Source organism: Streptomyces sp. NPDC014801 (assembly GCF_043082085.1).
Taxonomy (GTDB): Bacteria; Actinomycetota; Actinomycetes; order Streptomycetales; family Streptomycetaceae; genus Streptomyces.
Map to the genome: position 1 here is coordinate 341920 of NZ_JBIBXG010000013.1, position 21246 is coordinate 363165.

General features: G+C 73.4%; 17 protein-coding genes. 14 read left to right on the forward strand and 3 right to left on the reverse strand.

Annotation, left to right across the window (positions count from 1 at the left end; genetic code table 11):
• The first annotated feature begins 40 nt into the window (after positions 1-40).
• From dxr to ACF1AL_RS31020, 6 genes are all read left to right on the forward strand, one after another.
• Positions 41-1297, forward strand: coding sequence for a 1-deoxy-D-xylulose-5-phosphate reductoisomerase (dxr, locus tag ACF1AL_RS30995; protein ID WP_391779524.1), 1257 nt, complete (start codon positions 41-43; stop codon positions 1295-1297).
• Positions 1294-2598 carry a M50 family metallopeptidase gene (locus tag ACF1AL_RS31000; protein ID WP_391828295.1) on the forward strand — a complete coding sequence of 435 codons (1305 nt, stop codon included), beginning with the start codon at positions 1294-1296 and terminating at the stop codon, positions 2596-2598. The genes dxr and ACF1AL_RS31000 overlap by 4 nt, the downstream gene beginning before the upstream one ends.
• Positions 2599-2769: 171 nt before the next feature.
• Positions 2770-3927, forward strand: a complete 1158-nt coding sequence (gene ispG, locus ACF1AL_RS31005) for a flavodoxin-dependent (E)-4-hydroxy-3-methylbut-2-enyl-diphosphate synthase (RefSeq protein WP_384212390.1) — start codon at positions 2770-2772, stop codon at positions 3925-3927.
• 165 nt (positions 3928-4092) lie between these two features.
• Positions 4093-4941, forward strand: a complete 849-nt coding sequence (locus tag ACF1AL_RS31010; protein WP_366837328.1) for a GNAT family N-acetyltransferase — start codon at positions 4093-4095, stop codon at positions 4939-4941.
• 92 nt (positions 4942-5033) lie between these two features.
• Positions 5034-5564 (forward strand): GNAT family N-acetyltransferase, encoded by a 531-nt coding sequence (locus ACF1AL_RS31015; RefSeq protein WP_386418120.1) that lies wholly within the window; start codon positions 5034-5036, stop codon positions 5562-5564.
• Between the two features lie 73 nt (positions 5565-5637).
• Complete coding sequence (locus ACF1AL_RS31020; RefSeq protein WP_366837331.1) at positions 5638-7338, forward strand: proline--tRNA ligase; 1701 nt, start codon at positions 5638-5640, stop codon at positions 7336-7338.
• Positions 7339-7823: 485 nt separating this feature from the next.
• On the opposite strand, the gene ACF1AL_RS31025 is transcribed toward ACF1AL_RS31020, so the two are convergent.
• The 3 genes from ACF1AL_RS31025 to ACF1AL_RS31035 are packed head-to-tail and all read right to left on the reverse strand — an operon-like array spanning position 7824 to position 9834.
• Positions 7824-8723, reverse strand: coding sequence for an aminoglycoside phosphotransferase family protein (locus ACF1AL_RS31025; protein WP_386418117.1), 900 nt, complete (start codon positions 8721-8723; stop codon positions 7824-7826).
• Between the two features lie 23 nt (positions 8724-8746).
• Positions 8747-9220, reverse strand: a complete 474-nt coding sequence (locus tag ACF1AL_RS31030; RefSeq protein WP_391779525.1) for a ferritin-like domain-containing protein — start codon at positions 9218-9220, stop codon at positions 8747-8749.
• On the reverse strand, positions 9217-9834 hold the full coding sequence (locus ACF1AL_RS31035; protein ID WP_391828297.1) for a hypothetical protein: 618 nt from the start codon (positions 9832-9834) through the stop codon (positions 9217-9219). The genes ACF1AL_RS31030 and ACF1AL_RS31035 overlap by 4 nt, the downstream gene beginning before the upstream one ends.
• Before the next feature lie 360 nt (positions 9835-10194).
• On the opposite strand from ACF1AL_RS31035, the gene rimP reads away from it, so the two are divergent.
• The 8 genes from rimP (at position 10195) to ACF1AL_RS31075 (ending at position 21199) form a co-directional block, all read left to right on the forward strand.
• The gene (rimP, locus tag ACF1AL_RS31040; RefSeq protein ID WP_384212402.1) at positions 10195-10698 is read left to right on the forward strand and encodes a ribosome maturation factor RimP; all 504 of its coding nucleotides are present in this window, start codon (positions 10195-10197) and stop codon (positions 10696-10698) included.
• A gap of 2 nt (positions 10699-10700) precedes the next feature.
• Entirely contained in the window at positions 10701-11696 is a 996-nt protein-coding gene (gene nusA / locus ACF1AL_RS31045; RefSeq protein WP_366841875.1) for a transcription termination factor NusA, read from the forward strand.
• Positions 11697-11813: 117 nt separating this feature from the next.
• On the forward strand, positions 11814-12110 hold the full coding sequence (locus ACF1AL_RS31050; protein ID WP_366841874.1) for a YlxR family protein: 297 nt from the start codon (positions 11814-11816) through the stop codon (positions 12108-12110).
• 150 nt (positions 12111-12260) lie between these two features.
• The gene (infB, locus tag ACF1AL_RS31055) at positions 12261-15305 is read left to right on the forward strand and encodes a translation initiation factor IF-2 (protein WP_384212406.1); all 3045 of its coding nucleotides are present in this window, start codon (positions 12261-12263) and stop codon (positions 15303-15305) included.
• Positions 15306-15539: 234 nt separating this feature from the next.
• Complete coding sequence (locus tag ACF1AL_RS31060; RefSeq protein WP_366841872.1) at positions 15540-15833, forward strand: DUF503 domain-containing protein; 294 nt, start codon at positions 15540-15542, stop codon at positions 15831-15833.
• A gap of 53 nt (positions 15834-15886) precedes the next feature.
• Positions 15887-16348: a 30S ribosome-binding factor RbfA gene (gene rbfA, locus ACF1AL_RS31065; protein WP_366841871.1), complete on the forward strand. Its 462-nt coding sequence runs from the start codon at positions 15887-15889 to the stop codon at positions 16346-16348.
• The gene (truB, locus tag ACF1AL_RS31070) at positions 16345-17253 is read left to right on the forward strand and encodes a tRNA pseudouridine(55) synthase TruB (RefSeq protein WP_391828299.1); all 909 of its coding nucleotides are present in this window, start codon (positions 16345-16347) and stop codon (positions 17251-17253) included. Before rbfA ends, truB begins: the two co-directional genes overlap by 4 nt.
• A 259-nt stretch (positions 17254-17512) precedes the next feature.
• Positions 17513-21199, forward strand: a complete 3687-nt coding sequence (locus tag ACF1AL_RS31075; protein ID WP_391828301.1) for a serine protease — start codon at positions 17513-17515, stop codon at positions 21197-21199.
• The last annotated feature ends 47 nt before the right edge of the window (positions 21200-21246 follow it).

The window sequence follows — 21246 nt, forward strand, 5'->3', positions numbered from 1 at the left end:
ACCTGTCCGCCGCGCGCGCCTGTACGGCCACAATGGAGCAATGAGTGACAGTCCAGCCCCTCTCGCCGACCCGCACCTCGTCTACGACCCGGTGACCGCGGACGGCCCCAAGGACGTGGTGATCCTCGGCTCCACCGGGTCGATCGGCACCCAGGCCATCGACCTCGTGCTGCGCAACCCCGACCGGTTCGAGGTCACCGGCCTGTCCGCCAACGGCGGCCGCGTCGCCCTCCTCGCCGAGCAGGCGCACCGGCTGAAGGTGCGGACCGTCGCCGTGGCCCGCGAGGACGTCGTACCGCAGCTGCGGGAGGCGCTCGCCGCGCAGTACGGGCCCGGGCAGCCGCTGCCCGAGATCCTCGCCGGCGCGCAGGCGGCCACCCAGCTCGCCGCCTCCGACTGTCACACCGTCCTCAACGGCATCACCGGCTCCATCGGCCTCGCGCCCACGCTCGCCGCCCTGGAGGCGGGCCGCACCCTCGCGCTCGCCAACAAGGAGTCGCTCATCGTCGGCGGCCCCCTGGTCAAGGCCCTCGCCAAGCCCGGCCAGATCATCCCCGTCGACTCCGAGCACGCCGCCCTCTTCCAGGCGCTCGCCGCCGGCACACGCGCCGACGTGCGCAAGCTCGTCGTCACCGCCTCCGGCGGCCCCTTCCGCGGCCGCACCAAGGCCGACCTCGCCCACGTCACCGTCGACGACGCCCTCGCCCACCCCACCTGGGCCATGGGTCCCGTCATCACGGTCAACTCCGCGACCCTCGTCAACAAGGGCCTGGAGGTCATCGAGGCCCACCTGCTCTACGACATTCCCTTCGACCGCATTGAGGTCGTCGTGCACCCGCAGTCGTATGTCCACTCGATGGTGGAATTCACGGACGGATCGACGATGGCCCAGGCGACACCCCCCGACATGCGCGGCCCGATCGCCATCGGTCTCGGCTGGCCCGAGCGCGTCCCCGACGCCGCGCCCGCCTTCGACTGGAGCAAGGCCTCCACGTGGGAGTTCTTCCCGCTGGACGACGAGGCCTTCCCGTCGGTGAACCTCGCCCGGCACGTGGGAACGCTCGCGGGCACCGCCCCGGCGGTGTTCAATGCCGCCAACGAGGAGTGCGTGGACGCCTTCCTGCGTGGCGCGCTGCCCTTCACCGGCATCATGGAGACCGTCACCCGGGTGGTCGAGGAGCACGGCACGCCGGTCACGGGAACTTCACTCACCGTGCCGGACGTCCTCGAAGCGGAGACCTGGGCGAGGGCCCGGGCCCGGGAACTGACAGCGAAGACCGCGGAGGCCCGTGCATGACGTCCCTGATGATGATCCTCGGCATAGTCGTCTTCGCGGTCGGCCTGCTCGTCTCGATCGCCTGGCACGAGCTGGGGCATCTGTCCACGGCCAAGCTGTTCGGCATCCGGGTGCCGCAGTACATGGTCGGCTTCGGCCCGACCGTCTGGTCGCGGAAGAAGGGCGAGACGGAGTACGGCGTCAAGGCCATCCCCTTCGGCGGCTACATCCGCATGATCGGCATGTTCCCGCCCGGCGACGACGGGAAGATCAGCGCTCGCTCCACCTCGCCGTGGCGCGGCATGATCGAGGACGCCCGCTCGGCGGCCTTCGAGGAACTGCAGCCCGGTGACGAGTCGCGGCTGTTCTACACCCGCAAGCCCTGGAAACGGGTCATCGTGATGTTCGCGGGCCCGTTCATGAACCTCATCCTCGCCGTCGCCCTGTTCCTCGTCGTGCTGATGGGCTTCGGCGTCCAGCAGCAGACCACCACCGTCAGCTCCGTCTCGCCCTGCGTCATCTCGCAGAGCGAGAACCGCGACACCTGCAAGAAGACCGACCCGGCCTCCCCGGCCGCCGCCGCCGGCATGAAGGCCGGCGACAAGATCGTCGCCTTCGACGGCCGCCGCACCGAGAACTGGAACACGCTGTCCGACCTCATCCGCGACAGCGCCGGCAAGACCGTGCCGATCACCGTCGAGCGGAGCGGCCACGAGGTCACCCTGCACGCGAAGATCGCCACCAACATGGTCGCCAAGAAGGACTCCTCCGGCGCCTACGTCCAGGGCGAGTTCGTCAAGGCCGGCTTCCTCGGCTTCAGCGCCGCCACCGGCGTCGTCCGGCAGGACTTCGGCGAGTCCCTGACCTGGATGGGCGACCGCGTCGGCGACGCCGTCGACTCCCTCGCCGCCCTCCCGGCGAAGATCCCCGCCCTGTGGGACGCCGCCTTCCACGGCGCGCCCCGCGCCCCCGACTCGCCCATGGGCGTGGTCGGCGCCGCCCGCGTCGGCGGCGAGATCTTCACCCTGCACATCCCGCCCACCCAGCAGCTCGGCATGGCCCTGATGCTGGTCGCCGGGTTCAACCTCTCCCTGTTCCTGTTCAACATGCTCCCGCTGCTCCCGCTCGACGGCGGGCACATCGCGGGCGCCCTGTGGGAGGCGCTGCGCCGCAACACCGCCAAGGTGCTGCGCCGCCCCGACCCCGGCCCGTTCGACGTGGCGAAGCTGATGCCGGTGGCCTACGTGGTGGCCGGAATCTTCATCTGCTTCACCATCCTGGTCCTCATCGCGGACGTCGTTAACCCGGTGAGAATCTCCTAGCCACACGGCGTTCGAGGCGGCCGGGCCCCCACGGGGACCCGGCCGCCTCCCATCGAGTGGGTTTACGGGTGTGATGTGCCCGCGCGATCCCCCGTGCCGTAATCTCGAAGCCTGGAATCCCGCCACCGACGGGACCGGGACCTTGATCCACGACTTGGGGTTGCACAGCAGATGACTGCGATTTCTCTCGGCATGCCGTCCGTACCGACCAAGCTCGCCGAGCGCCGGAAGAGCCGGCAGATCCAGGTCGGAACCGTGGCGGTGGGCGGGGACGCCCCGATCTCCGTGCAGTCGATGACCACGACGCGCACCTCCGACATCGGCGCCACCCTCCAGCAGATCGCCGAGCTGACCGCCTCCGGCTGCCAGATCGTCCGCGTGGCCTGCCCCACCCAGGACGACGCCGACGCGCTGGCGACCATCGCCCGCAAGTCCCAGATCCCGGTCATCGCCGACATCCACTTCCAGCCGAAGTACGTCTTCGCCGCGATCGAGGCCGGCTGCGCCGCCGTCCGCGTCAACCCCGGCAACATCAAGCAGTTCGACGACAAGGTCAAGGAGATCGCCCAGGCCGCCAAGGACCACGGCACGCCGATCCGTATCGGCGTCAACGCCGGCTCCCTGGACCGGCGCCTGCTGCAGAAGTACGGCAAGGCCACCCCCGAGGCGCTGGTCGAGTCCGCCCTGTGGGAGGCGTCCCTCTTCGAGGAGCACGGCTTCCGCGACATCAAGATCTCCGTCAAGCACAACGACCCGGTCGTCATGATCGAGGCCTACCGCCAGCTCGCCGCCCAGTGCGACTACCCCCTCCACCTGGGCGTCACCGAGGCCGGCCCCGCCTTCCAGGGCACCATCAAGTCGGCCGTCGCCTTCGGCGCGCTGCTCTCCCAGGGCATCGGCGACACCATCCGCGTCTCCCTCTCGGCCCCGCCCGCCGAGGAGGTCAAGGTCGGCCTGCAGATCCTGCAGTCCCTGGGCCTGCGCCAGCGCGGCCTGGAGATCGTCTCCTGCCCGTCCTGCGGCCGCGCCCAGGTCGACGTCTACAAGCTCGCCGAAGAGGTCACCGCGGGCCTGACCGGCATGGACGTCCCGCTGCGCGTCGCCGTCATGGGCTGCGTCGTCAACGGCCCCGGCGAGGCCCGCGAGGCCGACCTCGGCGTCGCCTCCGGCAACGGCAAGGGCCAGATCTTCGTCAAGGGCGAGGTCATCAAGACCGTCCCCGAGTCCAAGATCGTCGAGACCCTGATCGAAGAGGCGATGAAGCTCGCCGAGCAGATGCAGTCGGAGGGCACGGAATCCGGCGAACCGTCGGTGACCGTGGCGGGCTGAGCCGCAACGCGCCGCGCGGGGCAACGCCGTGAAGGGGCGCGGGGAGCCGCACCGGGACCCGCGCCCGCCCACCGGGCGGGCCCCCGACCGGGAAGGCGCCCGGGAAGACGGCGCAGTTATAGTGCGGAGACCAGCGCACCCGTCCCCGACCGTGAGGCCCCCCGCGTGTTGACCCAGACCACCTCACGGGTCCTCGAACCGAGCGACCTGGACGCCGCACTCGCGGTCCTGAACCGCGAGCCGGTGCACAACGCCTTCGTGACCTCCCGCGTCCAGGTCGCCGGCCTGGACCCGTGGCGGCTCGGCGGCGAGATGTGGGGCTGGTACGAGGACGGCATGCTGACCTCCCTGTGCTACGCGGGCGCCAACCTCGTCCCGATCTGCGCCACCCCCCGCGCCGTACGCGCCTTCGCGGACCGCGCCCGCCGCGCCGGCCGCCGCTGCTCCTCGATCGTCGGCCCCGCCGGCCCCACCGCCGAGCTGTGGCGCCTCCTCGAACCGCACTGGGGCCCCGCCCGCGAGGTCCGCGCCCACCAGCCGCTGATGGTCACCGACCGCATGTCCGACACCGTCGCCCCGGACCCCTACGTCCGCCGCGTCCGCAAGGACGAGATGGAGACGATCATGCCGGCCTGCGTGGCGATGTTCACCGAGGAGGTCGGTGTCTCCCCGCTGGCCGGCGACGGCGGCCTGCTCTACCAGGCCCGGGTGGCCGAACTCGTCGGCGCCGGCCGCTCCTTCGCCCGCATCGACGAGCACGGCAAGGTGATGTTCAAGGCGGAGATCGGCGCCGCGACCCCGCAGGCCTGCCAGATCCAGGGCGTGTGGGTCGCCCCCGAGTACCGCGGCCGGGGCCTCGCCGCCCCCGGCATGGCCGCCGTCCTGCGCTACGCGCTCGCCGACGTGGCGCCCGTGGTCAGCCTCTACGTCAACGACTTCAACACCCCCGCCCGCCGCACCTACCGCCGCGTCGGCTTCCAGGAGGCCGGCGAGTTCATGAGCGTGCTCTTCTGATCAGGCTCGTCCGAGCCACGGGGTCCACGGGAGATCCACAGGAGGCCGCTTTTCCGATCCCTCCCGCACCAGGCCCGCTGTAGGCTCCCGGCATGGATGTCGAGATCGGCCCGCTGGACCTGTCCGCCCACGTCGACGAGGCACTGGCCGTCCAGGCCGTCGCCTTCGGGCTGGGCGCCGACGAGGTGGCCGTACGCCGCCAGATCGTCATCCGCCACATGAGCCACCCGGGCGCCCGCGCCTTCGGCGCGATCGCCGACGGCCGCCTCGTCGGGTTCGTCTACGGCATGCCCAACGACCGCACCCACTGGTGGTCCGCCGTCGTCGAGCCCTACCTGCGCGCCCAGGGACACGAGGAGTGGCTGAACGACTCCTTCGTCATCACCGAACTCCACGTCCACCCCGACCACCAGAACCGCGGCATCGGCCGCCGCCTGATCACCACCATCACCGACGGCGCCGCCGAACCCCGCTCGATCCTCTCCGCGATCGACACCGAGAGCCCCGCCCGCGCCCTGTACCGCTCCCTCGGCTACCGCGACCTCGCCCGCCAGGTCCACTTCCCGAGCGCCCCCAAGCCGTACGCCGTGATGGGCGCCCCCCTCCCGCTGCGCCGCCGGTAACGGATTTCCGGCCACGGCGGCCGCCCGGCTAACCTCCTAGCCATCACCTACACGTAGCGGGAGTAAGAGAGCCATGGCGAACGCACCGGTCCAGCGCATGTCCCAGTTGATGGCGAAGACGCTGCGCGACGACCCGGCGGACGCCGAGGTCCTCAGCCACAAGCTGCTCGTCCGCGCCGGCTACGTCCGCCGCACCGCCGCCGGCATCTGGACCTGGCTGCCGCTGGGCAAGAAGGTCCTCGCCAACGTCGAGCGGATCGTGCGCGAGGAGATGGACGCCATCGGCGCCCAGGAGGTCCTGCTGCCCGCCCTGCTGCCGCGCGAGCCCTACGAGGCGACCGGCCGCTGGGACGAGTACGGCGCCGAGCTGTTCCGCCTGCAGGACCGCAAGGGCGGCGACTACCTCCTCGGCCCCACCCACGAGGAGATCTTCACCCTCCTGGTGAAGGACCAGGCGTCCTCCTACAAGGACCTGCCGGTGATCCTCTACCAGATCCAGACGAAGTTCCGCGACGAGGCCCGCCCCCGCGCCGGCATCCTGCGCGGCCGCGAGTTCCTGATGAAGGACTCCTACTCCTTCGACACCGAGGACGAGGGCCTGGCGAAGTCCTACGCCCTGCACCGCGAGGCCTACCAGCGCATCTTCGCCCGCCTCGGCCTCGACTACCGCATCTGCGCCGCGACCGCCGGCGCGATGGGCGGCTCCAAGTCCGAGGAGTTCCTCGCCCCCGCCGAGGCCGGCGAGGACACCTTCGCCGACTGCCCGAACTGCGACTTCGCGGCCAACACCGAGGCGATCACCTACGACCTGAAGCCGGTCGACGCCACCGGCGTGCCCGCCGCCGAGGACATCCCCACCCCCGACACCCCCACCATCGAGACCCTGGCCGCCTCCCTCGGCGTCCCGGCCTCCGCCACCCTGAAGAACCTCCTCGTGAAGGTCGACGGCGAGATCGTCGCCGTGGGCGTGCCCGGCGACCGCGAGGTCGACATGGACAAGGTCGAGGCGCACTTCGCGCCCGCCACGGTCGAGATGGTCACCGAAGAGGACTTCGCCACCCGCCCCGACCTGATCCGCGGCTACGTCGGCCCGCAGGGCCTGGACAAGGTGACCTACATCGCCGACCCGCGCGTCGCCCCCGGCACGGCGTGGATCACCGGCGCGAACAAGGCCGGCACCCACACCAAGAACGTCGTCGCCGGGCGCGACTTCGAGGTCGACGCGTACGTCGACGTCGTGGTCGTCCAGGACGGCGACCCCTGCCCCAAGTGCGGCACCGGGCTCAAGCTGGACCGCGCCATCGAGATCGGCCACATCTTCCAGCTGGGCCGCAAGTACACCGACGCGCTCAAGCTGGACGTCCTCGGCCAGAACGGCAAGCCGGTCCGCGTCACCATGGGCTCCTACGGCGTCGGCGTCTCCCGCGCGGTCGCGGCGCTCGCCGAGCAGACCGCCGACGACAAGGGGCTGTGCTGGCCCAAGGAGGTCGCCCCGGCCGACGTCCACGTGGTCGCCGCGGGCAAGGCCCTGCAGACCGAGCTGGCCCTCGACGTCTCCGAGCAGCTCTCCGCCGCGGGCGTCCGCGTCCTCGTCGACGACCGCGCCGGCGTCTCGCCCGGCGTGAAGTTCACCGACGCGGAACTGATCGGCGTGCCGTGGATCCTGGTCGCGGGGCGCCGCGCGGCCGAGGGCGTGGTGGAACTGAAGGACCGCCGCACGGGGGAGCGCGAGGAACTCCCGGTCGCCGAAGCGATCACCCGCCTCACGGCGTAACCCGCCCCCCGGGGTGACCGCGACCCGCGTTGCGGTCACCCCGGGGCGCCTGAACGACGGTGCGCTGCACCCGGCGTTGCGCTGCCCGCCCCGGGGTGCGATGCCCTGCGGTGCGTGACGCCCGGCGACTTCGGTGCCCGCCGGGGTTGCGCGGCCCGGCGTTGCGGGGTGCCGCTGCGCCCACCCGTGCCGCCCCCAGCGGCACGACTGCCCGCAGCTACGGAGGCAGGTAGCGGCGACGGCCTGTAGTCCCCGACCCCACCACCGGCAGAAGGCGCTACATCAGCCACAGCGGATCGCAACGGGCCGCCGCAGGCATTCAGGGGCGCGGGGAACTGCGCGACCAGCCACGACGAAACCCGCACCCGGCGACGAAACCGCACCCACCCGCACAGCCGCCGCAGGCGCCCGCACCCGGCAACGATCCGCACCCACCCGCAAAGCCGCCGCAGGCGACCCGCACCCACCCGCCCAGCCGCCGCAGGCTAAAGCCACCCCGCGAACTCCAGCAACAGCTCCGCATCCCGTTCCCGCCCCACCCGCCGAGCCCGCACCCCCGACTCCACGGCCCGGAACAGCGTCCACCCCCGCAGCCGCTCCTGATCGACCTCCAGCGACTCCGCGAGCCGCTTCACCCGCCGCCGCGTCGTCGCCCCACCCGACGGCGTGGCGACCAGATCCTCCACCCGGTCCCGCACCAGCCGCGCCAGGTCGAACGCCGGCTCGCCGACCACCGGATCCGGCCCCACCGCCAGCCACGGCATCCGGTCCCCGGCCAGCACCTTGCTCTGCCGGAACGTCCCGTGCAGCAACCGCTCCTCCGGCGGAGCCACCAGCAGGGAGTCCCGCGCCGCCAGCGCCTCACGGACCAGCGGCGCCACTTCCGCGTCCCGCTCCGCGCTCGCCCGCATCGCCTCGGCCTGCCGCCCGGTCCGCTCGGCCACCGTCTCGAACGCGTGTCCGGCGGGCGGCGCGACCCACAGCCGTCTGAGCGTCCCCGCCGCCTCCAGCAGCGCCCGCGCCTCCGGCAACGACCGCACCGACACCTCCGGGTGCAGCCGCTCCAGCAGCAGCACCCCCGGCAGGGTGAACGGCTCCGCCAGCTGAACGGCCCCCAGACCGCCCCAGTGCGCCAGCGCCGCCCGCTCCGCCTCCGGCCGGGCCCGCGGCGGCGCGAGCTTCAGCACCGCCGGCGTGCCGTCCGGGCGCCGCACCAGCAGCACCAGGCTGCTGCGGCCACCCGGCACCTGCACCCGCTCGACGGTCAACTCGCGTAGCGCGACGGCCTGCGACACGGTGTCCGGCAGCTTCTCCAGCCACTCGTCACCGCCCGGTGCCGTCTCACCGAGCGCCCTGACCAGACGCCGCGGCGGTTCGAAAGCCATACGCGAGCCGTTCCTTTCTTCCGCTACGCCGTGGGCGTCGCCGCGCCCGCCGTGGGCGCCGCCGCCCCCGTCCCGCCCCGTTCGGCGAGCCCAGGGAAGGCTACGCTCCCGCCGCGCCACCGCACCGCCCGGACCGCCGCCTCCCGCAGGGCGTCCGCGGCCTCCCGCCGCCGCGCGCCGTCGCCGGCCCGCACCAGGTCGGAGTACACCCCGGCGACACGTTCCTCCAGGTCGGCGGCGAGCCGCACGGCGGCGGCGGAGTCCGGCACGGGGAACGGCAGCGCGTACCCGGCCGCGGCGGCGACCGGCTGGGCGCCCCGGTCGCGCACCTCGCGAGCCAGGGCGTCGCGCCGCGCCCGGTGCGCGTCGTACGCCGCCCGGGCCTCCGCGCGCCGGGTCTCGCCGATCCGGCCGCCGACGACGCCGTAGCCGTACACGGCGGCGTGTTCGGCCGCGAGTGCGGCCTGCAGCGCCTCGATCACCTGCCGGTCGCTCACGCGGCCCCCTCCGTCAGCAGAAACGCGTGTCCCGCCCCGGCCGCCGCCACGGAGGCCAGCAGCCGCGCCAGCTCGCCGTCGACGCCGGTCAGCGCGGCGACCCGCCGGTCGGCCAGCTCCCGCTCGGCGGCGGCCAGCTGCCCGAGGGCGTCCTTCTCGGTACCGGGCACGCCGGCTGAAGCCGAGCCACCGCCGGCAGCCGCCCCGGACGACGAGCCCACCGACGGACTCCCGGAAGCCGAAGGCGAGGCCCCCACCCCGGACGAGGACCCCGCGGACGGACTCCCGGAAGCCGTGGACGAGGATCCCGTCCCCCCGAACACCTCCATATGCCGGACGACCTCCGCCCGCAGCGGCGCCAGCCGCGCCGCGAGCCGCGGATGGGCGGCGAGCACGGCGTCGTACCGCGCCACCAGCCCCGCGCTGTCCCGCGCCGCACGCGCGCGTGCCCGCTCGGACACCGACGGGCTGCCACCCGTGCCCCCGTCACCGCCTCCCGAGCCGCCGGAGCAGCCCGTGACCAGCACGGCGCCCGCGGCGGACGCGGCGGACGCGACGAGCAGGGATCTTCTGCGCGGCCCCGAGGGCAGGCGCGGCGGCGGAGGGAACGGCACGGCAGTCGTCCTCAGGGAACTCGTACGAAGCGGGACGGGCGGGCACACGGCCCGTGATCACCGTACCCGCGCCGCTGTGGACCACCACCCAGCGGCACCACCGACCACCCGTCGGCACCCTTCCACCGCGAGGGCGACCACGCACCGGCACCACACCACGGACCACGCACCGGCACCACGGACAACGCGCCGCCACCACTCACCCTCCGTCCCCACCCCCTCCACCCTCCACCGCCGACACGGCCACGCACCGGCACCGCCCGGACACAGGTGGACGGCATCACCGTCCGGGACCGGATACCCTTTGACCTGACACGCGACCCATCCCACAACAGCACACGCGGCCGAGGAGTCACCCGGATGAGCACCACCCAGAACGAGAGGCTGCGGGAACTGCTGGAACCGCTCGTCACCTCCCAGGGGCTCGATCTCGAAGAGATCGCCGTGGACTCCGTCGGGCGCAAGCGTGTGCTGCGCGTCGTCGTCGACTCCGACACCGGAGCGGACCTGGACCAGATCGCCGATGTGAGCCGTGAGCTCTCGGCGAAGCTCGACGAGACCGACGCGATGGGCGAGGGGGAGTACACCCTCGAGGTCGGCACCCCGGGCGCGGAGCGCCTCCTCACCGAGCACCGGCACTACGTGCGTGCCGCGGGCCGGCTGGTGAAGTTCCAGCTGGCCGAGGGCGGCGAGCTGGTCGCGCGGATCCTGCAGGTCGACGACGAAGGACTCGACCTCGAGGTGCCCGGGGTCAAGGGTCGCAAGGCCACCACCCGCCGCATCGCCTTCCCGGAGATCGCGAAGGCGCGCGTGCAGGTGGAATTCAGCCGCAAGGACAAGAACGAGAACGCAGAGGAGGCGTAGCCGTGGACATCGACATGAGTGCCCTGCGGGGCTTGGTACGGGAGAAGGAGATCTCCTTCGACCTGCTGGTCGAGGCGATCGAGTCGGCCCTCCTCATCGCCTACCACCGCACCGAGGGAAGCCGCCGACACGCGCGCGTGGAGCTCAACCGGGAGACCGGGCATGTGACCGTGTGGGCGAAGGAGGACCCGGAGGATCTCGAGGAGGGCCAGGAGCCCCGCGAGTTCGACGACACCCCCTCCGGCTTCGGCCGGATCGCCGCGACGACCGCCAAGCAGGTGATCCTGCAGCGGCTGCGGGACGCGGAGGACGACGCCACGCTCGGCGAGTACGCCGGCCGCGAGGGCGACATCGTCACCGGCGTGGTCCAGCAGGGCCGCGACCCGAAGAACGTGCTGGTGGACATCGGCAAGCTGGAGGCCATCCTGCCGGTGCAGGAGCAGGTCCCCGGTGAGACGTACCCGCACGGCATGCGCCTGCGGTCCTACGTCGTGCGGGTGGCCAAGGGCGTGCGCGGTCCGTCGGTCACGCTGTCCCGTACGCACCCCAACCTGGTGAAGAAGCTGTTCGCCCTGGAGGTCCCGGAGATCGCCGACGGCTCCGTCGAGATCGCCGCGATCGCCCGTGAGGCCGGTCACCGCACCAAGATCGCCGTTCGCTCCACCCGCTCGGGCCTGAACGCCAAGGGCGCCTGCATCGGCCCGATGGGCGGCCGCGTGCGCAATGTCATGGGCGAACTGAACGGTGAGAAGATCGACATCGTCGACTGGTCGGACGACCCGGCCGAGATGGTGGCGAACGCCCTGTCACCCGCACGGGTGTCGAAGGTGGAGATCGTCGACATGTCGACGCGGTCCGCCCGGGTCACCGTGCCCGACTACCAGCTGTCGCTGGCGATCGGCAAGGAGGGCCAGAACGCCCGACTGGCCGCCCGTCTCACCGGCTGGCGGATCGACATCCGGCCGGACACCGAGCAGACCGGTCACCCGGGGGAGTAGACCCCGGAGGAATAAATCTCGGCCGTCCGTGGCTGAGATCACGACAGGTTGGTGTGCGGCAACTGTTCGAATCCTGCCCCAAAGGGGTGAGGTGCGTACGGGGAGGTAGACTGAAGGGTGTCTGGCCGGACGCAGGCCCGCGTGTGCCCTGAACGCACCTGTGTGGGGTGCCGGGAGCGAGCGGCCAAGACGGAGCTGCTGCGCATCGTGGCGATCAAGGACGAGTGCGTCCCCGATCCTCGCGGTACGCTGCCCGGCCGGGGTGCGTACGTGCACCCCGCCCTGGTCTGTCTCGACCAGGCGGTGCGCCGCCGGGCGTTCACGAGGGCGTTGCGCGCCCCGGGAGCGCTCGACACAAAGGCGTTGCGCCAGTACGTCGAGCGGGCAACAGTTGCCGAGCAGGCAACACGGTAAGGAAGACGTGCCGCACGGCACCCCGTGCGGTGTAGGTACCTCGCGAGTCGAAAGCAGGTCGAGATTGCGATGAGCACTCGATGAGTACGCGATGAGTACGCCCATGAACTAGCGACGGTCCGGCTGCAACCCGGACCTCAAAGGAGCGAAGTGGCTAAGGTCCGGGTCTACGAACTCGCCAAGGAGTTCGGTGTCGAGAGCAAGGTCGTCATGGCCAAGCTCCAGGAACTCGGTGAATTCGTCCGTTCGGCGTCTTCGACGATCGAAGCGCCCGTAGTACGCAAGCTGACCGACGCCTTCCAGGGTGGTGGCTCCGGCAAGTCCGCCGGCAAGCCCGCCGCCCCGAAGAAGGCGGCCCCCAGGCCCGCCGCGCCCTCCCCGGCGCAGGCGGCACGTCCGGCTGCTCCCAAGCCGCCGGCCGCACCCAAGCCCGCGGCGCAGCAGCCCGCGGCTCCCTCGGCTCCCGCGCAGACCTCCGGTCCGCGTCCGGTGCCGGGTCCCAAGCCCGCGCCGCGTCCGGCTCCGGCCGCCCCGGAGTTCACCGCTCCGCCGGCCGCCCCCGCCGCTCCGCAGGCTCCTCAGGCTCCGGCCGCCCAGGGTCCTCGCCCCGGCGCGCGTCCCGGTGCCCCCAAGCCCGGCGGTGCCCGTCCCGGTGCTCCCGGCCAGGGCCAGCAGGGCCAGCGCCCCGCCGCCGCCCAGGGCGGCGCGCGTCCCGGTGGCGGTGCTCCGCGTCCGGGTGCCCGTCCGGCCGGTCCGCGTCCGGGCAACAACCCCTTCACCTCCGGCGGCAACGCCGGCATGGCGCGCCCGCAGGCTCCCCGCCCGCAGGGGCCGCGTCCCGGCGGTGCCGGTGCCCCCGGCGCCGGTCCGCGTCCGCAGGCCCCCGGCGGCCAGGGCGGTCCGCGTCCGCAGGCTCCGGGCGGCAACCGTCCGACCCCGGGCTCGATGCCGCGTCCGCAGGGCGGTCCGCGTCCCGGCCCGTCCGGTCCGCGTCCGAACCCCGGCATGATGCCGCAGCGTCCCGCTGCCGGTCCGCGTCCCGGCCCCGGTGGCCGTGGTCCGGGCGGTGGTGCGGGTCGTCCCGGCGGTGCCGGTCGTCCCGGTGGCGGCGGCGGTTTCGCCGGTCGTCCCGGTGGCGGCGGCGGTGCGGGCCGTCCCGGTGGCGGCGGCGGTTTCGCCGGTCGTCCCGGTGGTGGCGGCGGCTTCGGTGGCGGCGGTGGCCGTCCCGGCTTCGGTGGCCGTCCGGGTGGTCCCGGTGGCCGTGGTGGCACGCAGGGTGCGTTCGGCCGTCCCGGCGGTCCGGCGCGTCGTGGCCGCAAGTCGAAGCGGCAGCGCCGTCAGGAGTACGAGGCCATGCAGGCCCCGAGCGTCGGCGGCGTGATGCTGCCGCGCGGCAACGGCGAGACCATCCGTCTCTCCCGCGGCGCGTCGCTCACGGACTTCGCGGAGAAGATCAACGCCAACCCGGCGTCCCTCGTCGCGGTCATGATGAACCTCGGCGAGATGGTCACGGCCACGCAGTCCGTCTCCGACGAGACGCTGCAGCTCCTCGCCGGCGAGATGAACTACACGGTTCAGATCGTCAGCCCCGAGGAGGAGGACCGCGAGCTGCTCGAGTCCTTCGACCTGGAGTTCGGCGAGGACGAGGGCTCCGAGGAGGACCTGGTCGTCCGTCCGCCGGTCGTGACCGTCATGGGTCACGTCGACCACGGTAAGACCCGCCTGCTCGACGCCATCCGCAAGACGAACGTCATCGCGGGCGAGGCCGGTGGCATCACCCAGCACATCGGTGCCTACCAGGTCGCGACCCAGGTCAACGGCGAGGACCGGGCCATCACCTTCATCGACACCCCGGGTCACGAGGCGTTCACCGCCATGCGTGCCCGTGGTGCGAAGTCGACGGACATCGCGATCCTGGTGGTCGCGGCCAACGACGGTGTGATGCCGCAGACGGTCGAGGCCCTGAACCACGCCAAGGCGGCCGGTGTGCCGATCGTGGTCGCGGTCAACAAGATCGACGTCGAGGGCGCCGACCCGACCAAGGTGCGCGGTCAGCTGACCGAGTTCGGCCTGGTGGCCGAGGAGTACGGCGGCGACACCATGTTCGTCGACATCTCCGCCAAGCAGGGTCTGCACATCGACAGCCTGCTGGAGGCCGTCATCCTGACGGCGGACGCGGCGCTGGACCTGCGTGCGAACCCCCACCAGGACGCACAGGGCATCGCGATCGAGTCCCGCCTGGACCGCGGCCGTGGTGCCGTGGCGACGGTCCTCGTCCAGCGAGGCACGCTCCGTGTGGGCGACACGATGGTCGTCGGCGACGCCTACGGCCGTGTCCGCGCCATGCTCGACGACAACGGCAACAACGTCGCCGAGGCGGGCCCGTCCACGCCGGTCCAGGTCCTGGGTCTGACCAACGTCCCGGGTGCCGGTGACAACTTCATCGTGGTCGAGGAGGACCGTACGGCCCGCCAGATCGCGGAGAAGCGTGCGGCCCGCGAGCGCAACGCGGCCTTCGCCAAGCGCACGCGCCGTGTGTCGCTGGAGGACCTGGACAAGGTCCTGAAGGCCGGCGAGGTCCAGCAGCTGAACCTGATCATCAAGGGTGACGCTTCCGGTTCCGTCGAGGCCCTCGAGTCCTCCCTGCTCCAGCTGGACGTCGGCGAGGAGGTCGACATCCGCGTCCTGCACCGCGGCGTCGGTGCGGTCACGGAGTCCGACATCGACCTGGCGATGGGTTCCGACGCCATCGTGATCGGCTTCAACGTCCGCGCGGCCGGCCGCGCGGCGCAGATGGCCGAGCGCGAGGGCGTGGACGTCCGGTACTACTCGGTCATCTACCAGGCGATCGAGGAGATCGAGGCGGCCCTGAAGGGCATGCTGAAGCCGGAGTACGAGGAGGTCGAGCTCGGTACGGCGGAGATCCGCGAGGTCTTCAAGTCGTCCAAGCTGGGCAACATCGCCGGTGTCCTCATCCGGTCCGGCGAGGTCCGCCGCAACACCAAGGCCCGCCTCATCCGAGACGGCAAGGTGGTCGCGGAGAACCTCACCATCGAGGGTCTGCGTCGCTTCAAGGACGACGTCACCGAGATCCGCGAAGGCTTCGAGGGTGGTATCAACCTCGGAAACTTCAACGACATCAAGGTCGACGACGTCATCGCGACGTACGAGATGCGAGAGAAGCCGCGGGCGTAACCCCACGGCAGGCCGCTGGCCGACGGGACGTGTGTCCCGTCGGCCAGCGCGCCGTTTCCGGCCCCCTCGGCGCCGCCCTTGAGAACACTCCCGTGGGACGCCGACCTCAGGCATCGGGGCGAGGCAAAACCCCGGTGAGGCGGCCTCCGGGTTCGCGTAACCTGAACCGTGTCCCCGGCACCACACGGCCCCGGGGCCACCGATCCCGCGCCGGCGGGTGAACCGGCTGACAACATGTACGTGGGGACGCTGTCCTTCGACCTTCTCCTCGGCGACGTCCACTCGCTGAAGGAGAAGCGCTCCGTCGTCCGCCCCATCGTCGCCGAGCTCCAGCGCAAGTACGCGGTGAGCGCGGCCGAGGTGGACCACATGGACCTCCACCGGCGGGCCGAGATCGGTCTCGCCGTGGTGTCCGGCGACGCGGGGCACCTCACCGACATACTCGACCGGTGCGAACGGCTGGTCGCGGCCCGCCCCGAGGTGGAGCTGCTGGCCGTACGCCGCCGCTTCCACGGCGACGACGACTGACGCCGGCCAGATCACAGATACGCACGACAGAAAAAGGAACGGGAGACGGACCAGTGGCCGACAACGCGCGGGCGAAAAGGCTGGCGGACCTCATCCGAGAGGTGGTGGCCCAGAAGCTGCAGCGCGGGATCAAGGACCCGCGGCTCGGCTCGCACGTCACCATCACGGACACCCGGGTCACGGGTGACCTGCGGGAGGCGACCGTCTTCTACACGGTGTACGGCGACGAGGAGGAGCGCCAGGCGGCGGCCGCCGGCCTGGAGAGCGCCAAGGGCATCCTCCGCTCGGAGGTCGGCCGGGCCGCCGGCGTGAAGTTCACGCCGACCCTCACCTTCGTCGCGGACGCTCTCCCCGACACCGCCCGGACCATCGAGGACCTCCTCGACAAGGCGCGCGCCTCCGACGCCCAGGTGCGCGAGGCGGCCACCGGCGCGACGTACGCCGCCGGCGCCGACCCGTACAAGAAGCCGGCCGCCGACGACGAGACGGACGGGACGGACGACACCGCCGAATGAACGACCGCAAGCCCACCCCGCCCGACGGCCTCGTCATCGTCGACAAGCCGTCGGGCTTCACTTCGCACGACGTGGTCGCCAAGATGCGCGGGATCGCCAGGACCCGCCGCATCGGCCACGCCGGCACCCTCGACCCGATGGCGACCGGCGTGCTGGTCCTCGGCGTGGAGAAGGCCACCAAGCTCCTCGGCCACCTCGCACTGACCGAGAAGGAGTACCTGGGCACCATCCGCCTGGGCCAGACCACGCTCACGGACGACGCCGAGGGGGAGATCACCTCCGCCACCGACGCCTCCCAGGTCACCCGGGACGCCGTCGACACCGGCATCGCCAAGCTGACCGGCGAGATCATGCAGGTGCCGTCCAAGGTCAGCGCGATCAAGATCGACGGTGTGCGCTCCTACAAGCGCGCCCGCGAGGGCGAGGAGTTCGACATCCCGGCCCGCCCGGTGACCGTCTCCTCCTTCACGGTGTACGACGTCCGCGAGGCCGTCGCCGAGGACGGCACCCCGGTGCTGGACCTGATCGTCTCCGTGGTCTGCTCCTCCGGCACCTACATCCGCGCCCTGGCCCGCGACCTGGGCGCCGACCTCGGCGTCGGCGGCCATCTCACCGCCCTGCGCCGCACCCGCGTCGGCCCGTACAAGCTGGACGCGGCCAAGACGCTCGACGAGCTCCAGAAGGAGCTCACGGTGATGCCGATCGCCGACGCGGCCGGCGCCGCGTTCCGCCGCTGGGACGTGGACGCGCGGCGCGCCCGCCTGCTCACCAACGGCGTCCGCCTGGAGATGCCCGAGGAGTACGCGGACGCCGGCCCCGTGGCCGTCTTCGGCCCGGAGAACCGGCTGCTCGCCCTCGTGGAGTCGCACCGGGGCAAGGCCAAGAGCCTCGCCGTCTTCGCCTGACGCACGGGCCCGAACGGCCCACGGTCCGAGGGTCCGCCCGTGGAGCGGCGGCACGGGGTACCTGTCCCGCCGCTCCACGGTCCCCCCTCGGTTCCCCCACCCCTAGGGTGTGTCCGGCGCCCCCGTTCCATTCACCCGACCGGGCAGGCGCTCGGAGTGAACCGGGGGAGCGCAGGGGGGCGCTTTTCCCACGCGATCTGTCCCGCCGATCACCCCGCGCCTACCGTCGAAGGCAAGAGCACAGGCGGGAGGTACGACGATGGCGGGACGGGGCCCGCGGGACCTTTCCCGGCACACGTACGACGACACCGCCCGCTCCGTGACCGGCCCGGACGCCGCCCTCGTCCGCATCCGCGACCTCGCCGGCCGGCCCCGCGGCCTCGGCTTCGCCGCCGACCACCACGGCACGATCCTCACCAGCCACGAGACCGTCGACGGCCTCGCCCGCCTCGCCCTGTACGGCACCGGCGAGCGCAGCTGTGTCGTCACCGCCGACGCCGTCACCCCGCTGCCCGAGCACGGCCTCGCCCTCGTCCGCACCGAGGGCCTCGGCACCGACCCGCTCCCCGTGACCGTCCGGGACCGCGTCGACACCGGCACCTACGTCCGTCTCGCCGCCGGCTGCTGGCGCGAGGCCCGGCTGCTCGGCGCGACCAGCGTGACGTACGCGGCCACCGACCGCTTCCACGTCGTCGACGACGCCTTGGAGCTGGCCATCGGCACCGCCGGCCAGGACGCCCTCCGGCTCGGCGGGGGAGCGGCCGGCGCCCCCGTGCTGGACACGGCCACCGGCGCCGTCGTCGGCGTCGTCGGCACGGCCCTGCGGTCCGAACACCGGGACACCGGGTTCGCCGTACCGCTGCGGCCCGCCCCCGCCGGCCCGCTCGCCGACCTGCTCGCCTCCAACGCGGCCACCGTCCCCGCCTACGGCGCCGACCTCAACCTCGCCGGCGTCCTCGCCCTCACCGCCACCTCCGTCGGCTGCGACGGCCCACCCCGCCCCGCTTCGCCACCCGTCGAACGCGTCGCCCCGGCGCGGGAGTTCGCCGCGTTCACGGCGGGCCCGGCCGCCGTGCTCGCCCTCGTCGGCGCCCCCGGCAGCGGCCGTACGACCGAGCTGGCCGCCCTCGCCGGCCGCCGCCACCACGCCGCCGAGCCCGCGCCCACCCTGTGGCTGCGCGGCGCCGACCTCACCGACGCCGACACCTCCGTCGCCGACGCGGCCCGCCGCGCCCTCACCCGCGCGGCCCGGATCGTCGCCGCCTCCCGCGACGCCGACCCCGCCGACCTGGGCGACCTCGCGCCCGAACGGCTCGCCCGCCTGGCCCGCGCCGCCGCCCGCCCACTGCTCCTGCTGCTCGACGGCCCCGAGGAGATGCCGCCCCTCCTCGCCCACCGCCTGGCGGAGTGGACCGCGGGCACGGCGGCCTGGCTGGCGGAGACCGGGGCACGTCTGGTCGTGGCCTGCCGCCCGGAGTACTGGGAGGAGGCCGGCCCCCACTTCCCGTCCCGGCTGCTGTACGGCGATCCCGGCCCCGGCCTGCCGCCGTGCGTGGTCCTCGGCGACCTGACCGACGACGAGGCCCGGCTCGCCCGTGCCCGGTACGGCATCCCCGACGGCGTCCTCGCCGACGCCGACGCCCGCCACCCCCTCACCCTGCGCCTGCTGGCCGACCTCCGTACCGCCCTGCCCGAACCTCCGGTCACCGCGCCCCCTCAGCCGCCCACCGCCGGTGCCGCACCGACCGCGGAGTCCGAGCCGCCCCCCGCCCCCCGCCTCGACCGGCACGACGTGCTCTCCGCCTACCTGGACCTGATGTGCCTGCGCATCGCCGTGCGTCTCGCCGCCGGGCGCGGACTGCGCGGGACGGCCGTGCGGCGGCTCGCCGCGAAGGTCGCCGGACAGGTCCACGAGGCGGCCCGGCGCAGCCTCGGCCCCGGACAGGGCGAGCTGGACCGGCCCTCCTTCGAGGCCGTCTTCCCTTGGGGCCAGGCACCGCCCGAGCTGGGCGGCGGCACCGGCTGGGCCTCCGCCGTGCTCACCGAGGGCCTGATCGTCCCCGCCGGCGACGGCTACCGCTTCGCCCACGAGGAACTCGCCGACCACATCCAGGGCCTGCACCTCGACCTCGACGAGGCGCTGCGCGTCCTCGTGCACGGCACCGACACCCACCCCCTGCCCGTCCCGCACCACCGCATCGGCCCCGTCGTCCAGGCCCTCCTCCTGCTGGAACGCCAGCAGGGCGCACACGCCCTCACCCGGCGCCTGGCCGACCTCCTCGACGCGCTCGACGACGACCCGGAGTCCTGGTGGCCCGCCCAGCTGCTCGCCGAGACCCTGCCACGCGTCGCCGACGGCACCCGCCACCTCGGCGTCCTGCGCAGGCTCGCGGAGTGGGTCGCCGGCCGGGCCGCCGAGCGGATCGACGAGCGAGCCGCCGAGCGGGACGCCGCCGGACCCGCTGAGCGGGCCGCCAACCCGATCACCGAGCCGGACGACGGGGGTGCCGTTGAGCGGGACGCGGGCCGTGCCGTCGAGCAGGGCGCCGACCAGTCCGCCGAGCGGGACGCGGGCAGTGCCGTCGAGGAGGGCGCCGACCAGTCCGCCGGGCCCTGTCCGGCGGTCGCGCGGTTCGGGCCCGCCTTCTGGACGTCCCTCGGTCTGCCCCCGGCGGACCTCCTCGACCTGCTGCGCCGCCTGGTCCTCGCCGACCCCGCCCCGCAGGACGGCGCGACACCCCGGTTCCTGGACACCGTCGCGGACCTGCTTGCCGCCCACCCCACCGCCGTACACCCGCATCTGGTGCGGTGGTTCGACGACGGGCGGCCGTTGCCCGCGACCCCGCACGCCACCGTGGCCACGGCCGCGCAGGCGCTGCTGCACACCCACCGGCACCGCGCCCTCGACGACCTCACCGAGGTCCTCGCGGACGCCGCCCATCCGCGCGCCGACGAACTCCTCGACGTCCTCGCCGAGGAGGAGCCGTCCGCGCTGTGCCGGGCCGTCGACCGCTGGGCGCACGACGAGCGCTTCGCCCGCCGGGCCACGGCCGTGACGTACGGACTGCGGGCCGCCCCGCACGTGCGCACCGACGCCGACCGCGAGCTGCTGCGCTACGCCGCGCTCGCCCTGCTCGCCCGCCCCGCCGACACCGCGCTGCACGGCCGGGCGCTGGCCCTCCTGGTCCGCGACCCGCACACCCGCGCCCGCCACCTGCCCCAGGCCCTGCGCCACTTCACGGCCGGCGACCCGCAGCTGCCGCCCGGAGCCCTGGCCACCGCCCTGCCGACCCATCCCGAGGAGGTCCTCGACGCCTTCCGCAGCCGGCTGCTCACCGCCGGCCCACGGGAGGCCGGACGGGCCCTGGCCGCGCTCGCCGACGCCGTGCCGCCGCCCCTGGCCCACCGGACCGCCGCCGTCCTGCGCGACGCGGTGCAACGGCGTCCGGAGACCCTCGCCGAGCAGCTGGCCCGCCATGCCGACAACCGCCTCGACCAGGGCGGTGACGCCCGCCCGCTGCTGTTCCCGCTGCTCACCGGCCTCCTCCAAGACGGCCCCGTACGCGTGCGCACCGCCCTCGCCGCCGTGCTCGCCCCGCCCGGCGCCCCCGCCGCCACCCCGCTCCGCGCCGACCTGCGCGAGCACCTGCTGGCCCACGAACACGACCCCGGCGTCCTCGACACCCTGCTGCGGACGGCCGTCTCCACGACCCACGGCGACGCGGTGCGCGGCCTCGTCCAGCGCGTCGGCCTGCGGCTCGTGACCACCCCCGAGGGCGCCGCCCGCTACGACCGCGCCCTGGTCGACCTGGCCCGCCGCGTCCCCGGCTTCGCCACCCGCCTGACCGGCTGGCTCACCGCCTCCCCGGCCGACTGGGCCGCCCTCGTCGGCCCCAGCGCACGCCGCACGATCGAGCACCTGGCCGGCGTCCGGGTCCCCGCATGAACCGCCCCGGGCCGTGACCGGCGGCGTGCAGCCGGTCACAGCGCCGA